We start from the raw sequence: 13,874 nt of genomic DNA, 5'->3' as shown, positions 1-13,874 counted from the left end.
CGGACCGGCCCCTTCCGCGTGAGCAGTCCGTGCCCAATCCGGGATCGTTCAGCCGTGGGGAAGGCGCAGCCCGAGTGCGTTCGCCAATTCCAGGCGGCCACGGATCCGCAGCTTCTCGTACGCCCGGTGCAGGTGGTTGTCGACGGTGCGGACCGAGACCGTGAGCCGCTCGGCTACGACGGTGTTCTCCAATCCACTGGCCGCCAGCTCGCAGACCTCCCGCTCCCGCCAGGTCAATTGGCCCACGGCAGGCGGGAGCGCAGCCCACAAGGGCGGTTCGCCGGTCGTCGAGTCGAGAAGGCGCTGTACGGCTGCTTGGTGCCTGCTGCCCGTGCGCAGCTTCGTGACCACTGAGGCGGCCTCCCTGGCCATGCCGATGAACCCCCGCGCCTCGAACTCCGCCATCACCGACGCGAGCATCTCGGCGTCCTGCCGGGCAAGTCCCGACGCATGTGCCGCCAGTAACGGGAACAGCTCGCCGTCGCATCCTGCGCTCGCGACCGCCAACTGGTCGGCGGTTCCGGTGGACGGCTTCAGCCGGGCGAGGTAGTACAGACACTCGACCGCGTTGGTACGCCGCCCGGTGGCCAGGTAGCGGTCGACCAGCGCCGGAATCTGCGCGGCCGCCGTGGCCACCTTGCCGCTGCAGGCCAGTTTGCGGACCTTCGCCATCGCGAGGTGGTCCTGCAGGCCGGCCCCGGCCGGCATCCGGAGTACGGCTTCGGCCAGGCCTGCCTCTGCCTTGCCGAAGTCTCCGATCGCTGCGGCTGCGGCCGCGTACTCCGCGAAGATGTATGCCTGGATGGGGAACGGCAGCCGGTCGTCGGCGAGTGCGCGCGCTTCGCCGAGTCTGGTCATCGCCTGCTGCCGGTCGCCGGCCCAGGCGGCGGTGACGCCCAGCTCGAGACACACGGTAGCGACGTCGGAGCGGTCACCGCGTTCGATGGCCGCGAGGTAGTAGTCCTCACCAACGACCTGAGCGGTCTTCAGATCGCCGGACAGCATCAGGGCGTGCAGATGACATGCGGCCATCGCGCCGTGCATGGTCGGCCACAAACCCGGCATCCTGACCTGGCCGCGCTGGAACCCGTCGGCCACCCGCTGTGGATACCCGGCGAAGGTCAACGCGTAGGCGCGCAGGGTCCCCTCGACGCCGGTGAGCACCGGGCACGGCGGAGACACCCCGGTGAGCAGGTCGGTGTCCAGTTCCGGGTCGGGGCCGAAGACCGCGAGAGCCAGCCGAGCGATCCGCAGCTCGGGGGAGGACGAGCCGTCAGGGTGTTCTCGGGCCGCAAGCAGTGCGCGTGCGTCCTCGGGACGGCGCAGGCCCCAGAAGAGGTTGAGTACGCGCAGCGCCGCCCGCCAGTCACCCAGACCGGGATCCGCGCCGGCGCCGGCCTGGTCGGCTCGCAGCAGTGCGGCCTCGACCTCCTCCACCTTGTTCTGCGCGACCAGCGCCTGGCAGAGCACGGTCAGTGGCTCGTTCGGCGCTGCCGCCCGGGCCAGGTGTTCGGCCAGGATCGGGTCCGACCGGTCCAGCGCCTCCATTCCGGCGCGCTCCAGGTCGTCCCGGGTGACCTGCAGACCCGACCGAAGTCTCCAGGTGGTGACCCGCAACCTCTGCTCCGAATCGTTCTCCTGTCCGGCCGCGTCTGCGAGATCCCGGAGCAGCCGGCGAGACCTGAGCGCTCCACTTGCGGCCCGTGCGACCTCGCCGTACAGGGGGTGCCCGAGGCGGACCGTGCCGCGTTCGTCGACGGTGACGAGCAGCCGGTTCCGGAGCGAGTCGATGGTCGACCGGTCCACCAGCCGGGTCAGCAGCGAAACGCTGACCACCTCGCCGTGTGCGACGTACCCGAGGGCGCAGCGTTCGGCCGGCTCCAGTACTCCGATCACGTCGCCGACCAGGTCACGGAGCGCGGCAGGCGCGGTCGGGCCATCCCGCCAGGTCCAGATCCCGGTGGTGTCATCCAGTACGCCGGACTGCAGCCCTAGCTCGACCAGATGGCGCACGAACAGCGGATTGCCGTTGCTGAGCCGCCACAACTGGTCCGCGCTCATCCCGTCCAGCCGGCCTCCCAGCACACTCGCGGCCAAGTCGGCGGTCATGGACCGGGTCAGGGCGGTGACCTGTTGGACCCGCAGTCCGCGGCGGCGAGTGACCCGCTCGGTGAGTGCGGCGGGCGCTGTCTCCGCGCGGGTGGTGAGCAGGATCCTGGTCCGCGGTACGGAGGCCAGCAACGCCAGCAGCTCGGTGGAGGCCTGGTCGATGTGGTCGACGTCGTCGATACAGATCAGCGTGGGACGCAGGGCCGCCTGAGCGGTCAGATGTTCGCGCAAGGCTGCGAAACCACCGCCGGGTCCGGACGGCAGCGAATCGGGCAGGAAGTCGGCGATGGCCGCGAGTGGCAGGGCAACGTTCCCGGGCAGGCCGACCGCGTGCAGTCTGGCCATTCCGGCGGCCTCACAGTCCTTGGCCACAGCACGCAGCAGGGAGGTCTTTCCGATCCCCGCCTCGCCGACCAGCAGGACGGCCGGTGCGTCGGCCGGTCGGAGGATCGACCGGATCTCGGCCAGCTCGCCGTCCCGGCCGACAAGGCGGCCGGAACCGCTGCGCGAGACGGCTTCGAGGTCCAGCATCAGGTCTCCCAGGTAGGCAGCGGCCCACTGCACGGACCGCCCGGTTCGCCAGCGTGCCACGCGGACGGATGCTTGTCATGAGCAACCGTTACTCATCGGCGGCCGGTTCGGTCCCGGACGGGTCCGGAACGGGCGGGCCGGGGGTGGCGCGACTTACCATGCCAAGAACCGGTCGAGAGGGGGCCAGCGGGTGGAGGCGAGTGAGGCGCTCAATCGGCGGCTGACGGCGCGGTGGCCGCTGGTCGGCCGGACGGACCAGCGACAGCTGGCGGGTGAGCTGCTGCGGAGTACCGCTGGTGGCGTACTGATGACAGGCGGGGCCGGGGTCGGGAAATCCGCTCTGGCCGAGACCGTCCTGGAGGACTGCGCCGCCGCAGGGTGGCACGTGGTCAGGACCCAGGCGCGGGAGGAACAGCGTCACGTGCCGTACTCCGTGATCGCGCAACTGCTCGTGCACCGGCCGCCGCAGCGTCAACCCGCCGGCGTGATCGGGGCGGTGATCCGGCAACTACGCGCCGCCGCGGGCGGACGGGCGATCGTGATCGGTATCGATGACGTGCACCAGTTGGACGACGCCTCGGTCGGGCTGGTTCAGCATCTGACCGCAACGGTCGGGGCGAAGGTGCTGCTGACGGCGCGGTCCGAGGCAGGTGAGGCGGAGCCGGTGAAGGCCTTCCAACGACGTGGGCTGGTGCACCGGCTGGAACTGCCCAGCCTGGACCGGACCGAGTTCACCGGGCTGCTCACCGAGGTGCTGGGCGGGGTGATGGACGGGGTGAGTGCCGAGCAGCTCTGGCACCTGACCCAGGGGAACCCGCTGCACCTTCGTCATCTGCTGCAGAACAGTGCACGGTCCGGTGCGCTGCAGCGCGAGGACGAGCTGTGGCGCTGGTCGTCGTCACCGGACGACCAGCCGCTGCTGAGGCAGGCGGTGCAGCAGGCATTCGCCGAGCTGCCGGACGACCAGGCGTTCGCCATGACCGTGGTGGCGCTCGCCGAGCCGCTGGTCCTCGACCTGGCCGAGCAGGTGGCCGACCTGAACGCTCTCGAAGCCCTTGAAGAGCGTCGCCTGATCAGCGTCCAGCCCGCGGGAGCGACGCTGACCGCCAGCACCGCTCACCCCCTGTACGGCGAACTGGCGCGGGCGGCCGTTTCGATCGAAGAGCGGGCCCAGGTGCTCGGCCGGCTCGCCAAGGAGGCCAGCGGCCGTCGAGTCAACGGCGTCGACTTCGCGGACGGCCTGCTGATCGCGCAATGGCGGCTGGCAGCGGGAGAGGACCTGACGACGGAGGAGATCCTCGATGCTGCCCGGCTTGCCCTGGCTCGTAGCGACGCCGCGGTCGCCGAGGACCTGGTGCGAAAGCTGTGGCCGCGTCACGGGGTCGCCGAGCTGATCAGGGCACTGGTTGCCCAGGGCAAAGCCGCGGCGGCCGAGGAGCTGCTGGCCGGGCTGACCGACGATGCGCTCAGCCGGGAGCTGGCGCCTCTTCGCGCGCTGAACCTGCTCTGGGGACTGGGGGAGCCGGCCGCCGCGCAGGCTGTGGTCGACACCAGTGCTGACCTGTCGGAGCAGGCAGTCGCTCAGCTGGGCATCCTGCTGTTCAGCAAGGCCGAGGACGGCCACCGGCCCGACCAGCGGGAACTGGCCGAACTGCTGCGGATGGCGCCCGAGAACCTGACCTCCGACCCCGTCATCGCCTGCTGCGCCCTGGTGCTGCGGGCCTACCTGCTGACCTTCACGGGCCGACCGGTGCAGCTGGTCGAGGAGGTTGCCGATGGCAAGATCAGTCCGCCGGACGGCTGGGCCACGATCCGGGGCGCGACCGAGATCTGCCACGTGCACGCGCTCGGGCTGGCGGGCCGGCTGACCGACGCGCGGTCGACTGCGCGTCGGTACTACGACGAGGCGATCCGTCGCGGCGACTCGGCCCAGATCGGCGTTCTGGCGTTCGAGGCGGCCGTGGTGGAGATGTGGGCCGGCAACCACCGGGAGGCTTGGCCCCACCTGGTCGAGTCTCGCGGGCATCTCGGTGCCCGGACGCCGTTCCCGATGCAGGCGTACCTGGCAAGCGAGCAGGCCGCCTGCCTGGCCGCGACCGGCCGGGTCGAGGAGGGGCGTTCGGTGCTGCTCGAGGCTCGGGAGATGTTCCCGGCCGACTCCGGGCTGCGGGACCACCTGGCGTGGGGTGAGGTCAGAGTGGCGGCGTACGCGGGTGCCGAGAACCTGGCTGAGCTGCTCCAGCGATTGACCACCCGGCAGATCGCGGACCACCGCTTCTCCAACGCCGTCGAGACCGCCTACCTGTGGGCGCGGATCCTGCCGGACCGGGCAGCGGCCGTACGGGTTCGCGAGCTGGCGGTCCGCTGTGACAGCGACCTGTTCCGGATCTATGCGGCACACGCGGCCGCGCTGGCAGGGCAGGATCCGAATCAGTTGCTCGAGGTCGCGACCACGCTGGAGTCTCTCGGATACCACGGGTTGGCACTCGAAGCGGCCGCTGCCGGTCACGAGCTCGCAGCCGCCGCCGACCAGCGCCGACTGGCGACCGAGCTGGCCCATCGAGCTGCCCGGCTCGCCGAGCGCTGCCGCGGCTCGAGTACGCCGTGGCTGCGCCCGTTCGCCCAGCCCGGGCGGTTGAGCGCACGCGAACTGGAGATCTGCCGGCACGCGGCCGCGGGGCTGGACAACGGCGCGATCGCGGCCGCCCTCGGGCTCAGCACGCGGACCGTCTCGAACCATCTGCAGCGGTCCTACGACAAGCTCGGCGTCCAGGGCCGGCGCGACCTGGCCGCGGCCCTGTCCGATCCGGAGCTTCCGGCCTAGCGCCGGTCCACTGGGCATCGTTTGCTCATGCGGCGCAGTGGGCGGCTCTGCACAGTGAAGTGATCGATTGTTCGCGATCACGAGAGGAACCCGCCCATGTCCAGAGCGCTCACCCTGAGGCGCGGCATCGTCCTCGGCACGCTGGCAAGTTTGTTGCTCGGTGCAGCTGCGGTGTCCGGATCGCTCAGTCTGCGATCCAGTTCGGCGTCCGGTACAGCCCCCGCCGCTACTGCCGAGTGCGGCGGCACCAAGGTCAGGCCGCCGCGTGCTGTCGCCAGTACCCAGGAGGCGATCAACCCGGCGGCCCACGCGATCGACAACCTGCTCAGCACCCGCTGGTCGGGGCTGGGCAGCGGAGCGCACCTGACGCTCGACCTGGGCCGGAGTCACCAGGTCTGTCAGGCCGGCATCGCCTGGCATCGCGGTAACGCACGCTGGAACGACTTCAGCATCTCGCTGTCCGCCGACGGCGTCAGCTACCGCAAGGCCTGGGAGGGCCGCAGTTCGGGCCGGACCGCTGACATCGAGTTCACCGCACTGACCAGCCCGGGCGCGGCCCGGTACGTCCGGATCACCTTCCAGCAGAACCCTGAGAACGCCTGGGCGAGCATCAGTGAGGCGCTCGTGATGGTCGGCGGGACGGATCCGCAGCCGGTCCCCGACGTCAAGCCGGTGAAGTACTGGATCGACCGCTATGACAACGCGGCCGCGGGCGAGGATGCGAAGTACCAGTCGCTGACCAGATCTGCCGACTCGTGGAGCCACTACGACGGTGCCTACGGCATCGAAGCCGCGGTGGCCGCCTTCGCCGCGACCGGCCGCACCGCCGATCTCAACCGGTTCCTGAACTACTCGGAGAACATGGTCAAGTCGTCGAGCATCCGCAGTGACGGCAAGCGCGGCTGGATCTCCCAGCGGTCCGACGTGCGCGGACAGGAGGTGCCCCTGTTCGAGAGCTACGCCTGGCGGTACGTCGCGCACGGGCTGGACGTGGTCAAGAACAGCTCCGCCTACGCCACCCCGGCCACCCGCAAACGGTACGACGGCCTGCTGGCCTTCCTCGAGGTCAACATCTTCGACAAGTGGGTCGGCCGGAACGTGAACTCCTACGTGTACCGCGTGAACACCCATATGGCCGCACACTGGGGTTTCATCGCGATGGAGGTGTCTCGCCTGACCAGCAGCACCGCCCGGCGGGACAAGGCGATCAAGATCCGCGACGACGTCAACGACCACATGCCCAACAACAAGGGCCTCGGCATCCGTGACCAGCTCCGGCTCGGCGTGGTGGATTCCGACTCGTACTTCTTCAACCACAACTTCGGCAGCACCGCCCGGCCCGGTTCCGATGTTGCCCATGGCAACGGCGTGGTCAGCTACCTGGCGGAGGCCGCGACCCTCGGTGGACAGGGCTGGAGCCGCGCGGAGATGAACGGCTTCAACCACTTGCTCACCGACTTGGTGATTCCGCGCGGCTCGGAGTACGTCGACGGCACCGGTGCGGGCAACGGCTGGCTGGCCGACGGCTTCGTCAAGCTGGGCCGATTCGATGTCGGGGTGCAGAAGGCGCTGGAGACCCACAAGGTTCAGGGGCAGCAGCTGTACATGGCTCAGATGGCCTACAACGCCAAGGTTCTGCTGGGTGCAGGGCAACCACTCGCCAAGACGGCTCCGGCGGCCGCGGCCGCTCCGCGCCTGGACGGCAACGATCCGGTCGACGGCGTGGCGATGCTCTACCCGACCAAGGCGAACGGGCAGGTCTGGCATCTGTCCGGTACCCCGGCTCAGGACGGCCAGTTGGACGGACCCGCGCTCAGCCGGAACGCCGACGGCACCTTCAAGGTCCGGAACGCCGCGACCCGGCTGAGCGTCTCGACCAGCACGTTCGTCCAGCGCCGCGACGAACCGAACCTGGAGTGGCGACAGCCGGCCCTGCGGCAGCGGGGTTTCATGAACGACGTCAACGACTGGCGCGACGTGGAGATCAGCGGCTACGTCCGCTACAACGCGGGAACCGACACCACCGACGCCTTCACCTGGTACGCCCGCGGTTCCCGGCATACCGGGGCGGGAGCGGCACCAGCGGCCTGCTGGGGTACGGCGTACAAGGGGAACCTGCGGTTCAGTGACGGCGCGGTGCGGTTCGAGAAGGAGATCTTCCACGACGGCGGCGCGGGCTACGTGGCGGACAAGTACGCCAACGGCGGCGCAACCCTCAAGCAGCGGCTGATCGGCTTCAAGACGGTGATGTACAACATTCCGGGCGGGGTCCGGATGGAGATGTACCTGGATCGCGCCAACACCAACACCTGGACGAAGGTGGCCGGCCGCGACGACACCGGTAGCTGGAAGGTGCCGAACGCCAATCGGTGCCAGGGCAGCCAGACCGAGGTGATCAACTGGGGCGGTCCGAAGGCCGTCTTCCGATGGGACGCCGCCACCGACGTCGACGTCACCAAGCTCAGCGTGCGGGAGATCGCCCCGGGTGGCGGTCAGCCGCCGGCGTGCGGGACGGCGGCGCCGGCTGCCTCGGCGGCGGCATCGACCTCGGAAGCGGTGAACCCGCCGGCCCAGGCGATCGACGGTGATCTGCTCACTCGATGGTCGGGCCAGGGCTCCGGCGCTTCGCTGGTTCTCGACCTGGGCGCGGTGCAGGCCTTGTGCGGGACGAAGGTCGCGTGGCACAAGGGAAGTACCCGGTGGAACGACTACACCGTCTACACCTCCACCGACGGTACGACGTACACGAAGGCGTGGGAAGGTCGGAGCAGCGGGACCACGAACGCACTGGAGACGCGACTGTTCCAGGCACCGCGAACCGGCCGGTTCGTGAAGATCTCGTTCTGGGGCAATCCGGAGAACGACTGGGCCAGCATCACCGAGGCGGTCGTCCTGCGGAGCTGACCCGCTCCGGAGCCGGGCCCAGTACGTCGCGCAACTGGTCCCGGCCCCGGACTCCCAGCTTCTTGTACGCGCGGTGCAAGTGGTTCGCGATCGTCTTGCGGGTCAGGCCGAGCCGCTCGGCGATCAGGTCGTTGTCGACTCCCCGGGCGGCCAGCTCGCAGACCTCGCGTTCGCGGGCCGACAGCGGTACCGACGGGCTGTCGTCGTACACCAGCCAGGGCGTCCGCGGCTCGTCGCACAGCTGCCGGAGCCGAGCCGCGTGCACCCGGAATCGGGTCGCGTCTCGCTCCTCGCCGGCAGCCGCTGCCAAGCGAGCGGCCTGGACGGCCGCCTCCAGCGCCATCCCGTAGTACCCCTGACCCTCGAACGCGATCGCCACGGCGAACACCTCGCCGTACCGGTTCGTTGCTGCGGCGTCCGCATGATCGGCCATCAGCCGGAAGAGGTCGCTGTCACAGTGCTGCACGCAGGACCGCAACGCCGTTGCCACTGGCAACGTAGGGCGCAGCCGGGTCGCGTAGTAGAAGGCCTCGACGGCGTTCGTGTACCGGCCGGCCGACTGATAACGCATGGCCAGCGCCTCGGCCCGGGCGGCCGACCGCTCGACGTCGCCCGTCTGGGCGTCCAGCCTGATCGCGGTGAACTCCAGATGCGGTTGCAGTGCCAGCCCCGCGGGTAAGAGTTCGGACAGCTCTTCGAGCACGGTTCGCGCCTCGGCGGGCCGGCCGAGCGACGCCAGGCAGCCGGCCAGCTCGGTGCCGATGTAGAGCAGGATCGGGAACGGCACATGGTCGTCCACCAACGCCTTCGCCTCCCGGAAGTGCGGCAAGGCACGGCCCAGCCGCCCGGACCAGGCTTCACACGTGCCCCGTTCGAACGCCAGCAGAGCGGCTTCGGTCGGTCCATCGCCATCGGCCGGGACACTGTCCCGGCCGGCGACGAGCTCGGACGCCTCGTGCAGGCGTCCCGCCATCACCAGTCCCTGGATCCGGCAGGCCGCGAGCGCGGCGCTCATCGATGCCCAACTGCGCGGAGCGCTGAAGCGGCCGTCCGCGATGGCATCGGCCACCAGCTTCGGCCGGCCCTGGAACAACGCAAGGTAGGCACGCAGCGGGTCAGCCGCTCCGGCGATGACGGCGTCCTGGATCACCAACGGCGGGTGTGGCGCGTCGAGGTCGTGCCAGGACGCGTCCCGGCTACCGAAGGCGCGTACTGCGGTTGCTGCCAACTGCAGCGCCGCCGCGTCCGCTCCATCCGTACTTCGTGCGTACGCGATAACCTCTGCAGCTTCCTGGGGCCGGCGCAGGTTCCAGAACAGGTTGAGTGCGCGCAGCGCGGCCGTTTCCTGGGACGGGTCGCCGATGATCGGGTTGCTCAGCAACCCCTCTGCTTCGACGGCCTTGTCCTGGGCGACCAGAGCACGAGCGAGGACAAGGCGAACAGCTGGATCCGAAGGCAGGTGCCGGGCGAGCTGTTCGGCGACTGGAGCTTCGCAGCGATCGAGCGCCTCGGTGGCCGCGCTGACGATCTCGGCGGGTGCGAGCCGGTCACCTGCAGCCAGTCGCCAGCGAACCGTCTGCAGGTGGGTGGCCGAGGCGCTGCCGGCGGTGGCCAGAACCAGACTGCGATAGATGGACGACCGGTCAGCCGGCCGGGTCGCGGCGCGCACGACCTCGCCGTACAGGGGGTGGTTGGCGGAGGCGGTCAGCCGGCCACGGAACCGCTCGATCTGGATCAGGCGTTCCTGTTCGAGGAATTCCAGGTCCGCGAGATCGGCGACCACCTCGAGAGTGTCGAGTGCCACCGGCTCGGCGTGGGCGACGTAGGCGAGGGCGAGGTGTTGCGCCGGGGTCAGCGAAGCCAGCCTGCGGGTGACCAGGTCGCCCACCTTGCTCTGTCCCGCCAGCGCCGGTCCACGCCACCGCCAGATGCCGTCGGACAGGTCGAGGTTGGTACCGGTCTCGACCAGCTGCCGAAGGAACAGCGGATTGCCTCGGGTCAACCGCCACAACCGATCGACCGACAACGCGTCCACGGGACCGGCCAGTACCGCGCTGAGCAACTCGGCCACCGCGGATCGGTCGAGCCCGTCGAGGCGTCTCGCCTCCACCAGCCGCTGACGATAGAAGCCGACGACGACAGGAGACGTGACTGCCTCGCTGCGGCAGGTGGCCAGGATGCGGGGCCGGGTGGTGGCGCAGAGGCGATGAGCGAGCGCCGCGGCCGTGGGGCCGAGTTGGTCCAGATCGTCGATGACCAGGACAGTGTCCCGGCCGGCGGTGCCGGGCAGTGCCTGTGCCAGTTCGACGACGTTCATCCCTTCGGCGCGGCACCGCCGGGCGAGTGAACCGAGCAGTCTGGTCTTACCGACGCCCGCCTCACCGACCAGCAGGACACCGGGCTCGTCGGCACGTTCGAGCCGGCAGCTGATCTGCAGGTGGTCGTTCGAGCGGCCGACCAGCGGCCAGCCGTGCCCATCGGCTGGCAGCCGTACCGCGTACGACGTCGTCATCTCGTCTCCGTCCGGCCGATCGGGACCGCTGAGGCGGCCAGCCTGGCCCTGGTGCGAACGCTTGACATGAGTGATGGATGCTCAATTCCCGGCTGGACAGGTCACGGTTGTGGTAACACCGCCCGCGGCTGTCGGCCTCGCCTCTGGCGAGGCCTTGCCAGCCGATCGGCCGACGATGATGCTGTCAGCCGGGACGATGTTGTTGCCTAAGGCATCAGGTGGTCGGAATGGACAGAGCGGAACCGGTTGCGCGGCCGGTCGAACCCGGCCGGTGGCCGCTGATCGGCCGGGCGGCCGAACTCGAGCGCGTGCATCGAGCAGTGAGCGGCCCAGAGCCGACCGCAGTACTGATCAGTGGTGAAGCAGGGATCGGTAAGTCCCGGCTGGCCGCCGAAGTGTGCGGCACGGCAACGGCCGGCGGCCGGTACGTCGTGGTCGGCCGGGCGAATCGCGCCACCCAGCACCTCGCGGGGATCGGGATCTCGCGGTTGACAGATCCGCCATCGATCGCGCATGCGACTGTGAGTGTTCGGTCGATCGCGGACCGGCTGCGGGACCGCGCGGAGGCCCGTCCGATCGTCGTGGTGATAGACGAGGTCGATCACCTGGACGACACCTCGGCCCGGATCCTGCGTCAGTTGTCCGGCCTGGTGGACCTGCGGCTCGTGCTCCTCAGCCAGCAGGCAACGCTGGCTGATGGGCCGCTGGCCGGCCTGGTCGACGAGGTCCGACTCGACTCGATCCGGTTGCCCGGCCTGGCGCGGACGGCCGTGCGCGACCTGCTGACCTCGGTGCTGGGGCAGTCGATCGACGAGCTCAGCGCACGGCGGATCTGGAGCGCGACGGCCGGATCCCCTTTCCTGATAGGGCGACTGGTCAGCTTCGGCCTGGAACAGCACCGACTGGTCGAGCGCCGTGGAATGTGGCAGTGGCAAGGAGAAGTCATTGCTGACAGCATCTTTCTCGGGGACCTGTTCGCCGGTGAGCTCAACCGGCTCGACCCGGCGGAGTCGCAGGTGCTCGCTTGGCTGGCGCTGACCGACGAGCTGCCGGTGGAGGTACTGGAGAAACTCGCCGGTCCACTGGTTCTTGCCGGCCTGGCCAAGCGTGGTCTGACAGCTGTCGTCGAGGATCGAGTGCGGGCGACGCGGCCGCTCCAGCAAGCCGCACTTCAGGCGGGCCTGGGGGCGCTGCGGAGGCGCCGGTTGTTCCGGGAGTTGATCGCGGCGTCGGCGGCTGTCGGCGTACCGGCGCGGCTTGGTCTGCAGTACGGCTGGTGGGAGCACGAGGCAGATCTGCCGACCGAGCCAGAACGGGCCGCGCGGCTGGCGGCGGCCGCGCTGGGCGAGGGCCTGCCGGGGCTCGCTGAGCGGCTTGCGAGCCATCGCAGCGACGAGACGACTGTGGTCAGGGCACAGGCGCAGATCGCGCTCGGCACGCCGACCGCGGCGGAGCAAACGCTGGCCACGATGAGAGGCCCGGATCTGACGGCTGACTCGGTCGGGCTGCGAGCCCTCAACCTCGCCTGGGGCCTGGGCCGGATCGCCGATGCGACGGCCGTGCTCCGGCGGGGGAGAGCTGCCTTCGAGCCCGGCCAAGCAGCAGCCCTTGCCGTTGCCCAGGCCGGCGTCGACCTCTGTTCGGTCGGCAGTGGCGTCTTCGTACCTCCGCAGGCTCGCGGTGATGTCCAGCCGTTGTTCGACGCGGCGGCCGATCTCATCGCCGTACAGGGCGATCTGTCGCTGGCCCGGCCACTGCGGGTCCGGGAGCGACTGGCACGGAAGGATCTGCGTGCGCGAGCGCCCTGGCCGGCGGTTCGCGGTGCGCTGCAGGCCTTCGAGGTCCGCGCTCTGATCCAGACGGGTGACTTGATCGCGGCAGAGGCCCTGAGTGACCAGTACTACGCTGACGCGCTGTCCGCCGACGACCAGGCCGGCGTCACGGTACTCGGCCATGCCGTTGCCGCCTGTGCGAGCTGGGCCGGTGATCACGAGCGGGCCTGGCCGGTATTGCGGGAGGCCCGAGCGCTGTTGGACGACGCTGTGCCGTTTCCGCTGCGGGTGGAAATTCGCAGCGACTACGCGGCAGCGGCTGCCGCGGTCGGACGACTGGACCTGGCGGTGGCGGAGCTCGACGAGCTGCAGCGGCTGGAGGTGGCGGGCGCGTTGTGCGACCGGATCGACTTCGCCCGCATCCGGATGCTTTGTCACTCGGGCCGTCGCGCGTACGCCGCCGACCTGGCAGACCAGCTGGCCGATCGCTGCCTCACTGCCTGCCGGTGGGCTTCAGCGATCGAAGCGGGCTACTACCAGGTGAGGCTCAACCCGAGTCTGCACGGCGCACGCAGACTGCTGCGGGCGGTTGGCGAGACCGACAGCGATCTGTTCAGGATGTTCGCCGACCATGCAACGGCTCTGGTCGGCCGGAACGGCCGGACGCTGCTGCGGCTGGCTGACGAGTTCGGAGATCGCGGATATCTCGGTCTGGCGCTCGTGATGGGCGAGTCGGCGCTGCAGGCACCGGCCACCTACACGGTACGGACAGCGAGGAAGCGGGAAGTCGCTGAGTCGAGGGCGCGGTGGGGCGGCGGTACGCAGTACTCGGCGATCGGGGGTCCGGCGACGGGAGGTGGTCCGCTGACCAGCCGTGAACGAGAGGCCTGTGAGCTGGCGGCCTCCGGGCTGCGAAACGAGGCGATCGCGACCAGTCTGGGAATCTCGGTGCGGACGGTCACGAACCTCCTAGCCAGGGCCTACCAGAAGCTCGGCGTCTCCAGCCGCCGGCAGCTCCAGACCGCGATGTCGCTGTCCGCGATGCCCGACGGCCGTTGATCGGCAATTGGGCATCTGCTGCTCATGCGCCGGTACCCGGTCCGCAGCATCCTCCAGGGGTCAGAGTCCCCTGCAGAGAGGAGAAGACCATGCCGCGTCGCACGGACTGACCTACGGCAAGGCATGGGAGGGACGAAGCAGCGGCACCACGGCGGCCGCCGAG

The 13,874-nt window shown here is 69.9% G+C and carries 5 protein-coding genes; 3 read left to right on the top strand and 2 right to left on the bottom strand.

Translation table 11 applies throughout. The features are described from left to right. Positions 1-48: 48 nt before the first annotated feature. Complete coding sequence (locus tag OX958_RS26990; protein WP_270132470.1) at positions 49-2,700, bottom strand: helix-turn-helix transcriptional regulator; 2,652 nt, start codon at positions 2,698-2,700, stop codon at positions 49-51. Between the two features lie 130 nt (positions 2,701-2,830). Between OX958_RS26990 and OX958_RS26985 the strand changes: the two genes are divergently transcribed. Both OX958_RS26985 and OX958_RS26980 read left to right on the top strand, forming a co-directional pair. Beyond that, the gene (locus OX958_RS26985; RefSeq protein WP_270132468.1) at positions 2,831-5,464 is read left to right on the top strand and encodes a LuxR C-terminal-related transcriptional regulator; all 2,634 of its coding nucleotides are present in this window, start codon (positions 2,831-2,833) and stop codon (positions 5,462-5,464) included. A gap of 96 nt (positions 5,465-5,560) precedes the next feature. Next, complete coding sequence (locus OX958_RS26980) at positions 5,561-8,368, top strand: discoidin domain-containing protein (protein WP_270132467.1); 2,808 nt, start codon at positions 5,561-5,563, stop codon at positions 8,366-8,368. Here OX958_RS26980 and OX958_RS26975 read toward each other — a convergent pair. Next, positions 8,340-10,880 carry a LuxR family transcriptional regulator gene (locus OX958_RS26975; protein ID WP_270132464.1) on the bottom strand — a complete coding sequence of 847 codons (2,541 nt, stop codon included), beginning with the start codon at positions 10,878-10,880 and terminating at the stop codon, positions 8,340-8,342. The two genes, OX958_RS26980 and OX958_RS26975, sit on opposite strands and share 29 nt — an antisense overlap. 227 nt (positions 10,881-11,107) lie before the next feature. On the opposite strand from OX958_RS26975, the gene OX958_RS26970 reads away from it, so the two are divergent. Beyond that, positions 11,108-13,711, top strand: coding sequence for a helix-turn-helix transcriptional regulator (locus OX958_RS26970; protein WP_270132463.1), 2,604 nt, complete (start codon positions 11,108-11,110; stop codon positions 13,709-13,711). Positions 13,712-13,874: the final 163 nt, after the last annotated feature.

Origin of the sequence: Kribbella sp. CA-293567 (assembly GCF_027627575.1) — a bacterium.
Lineage (GTDB): Bacteria > Actinomycetota > Actinomycetes > Propionibacteriales > Kribbellaceae > Kribbella.
This window is presented reverse-complemented; position numbering and strand designations above follow the sequence as displayed.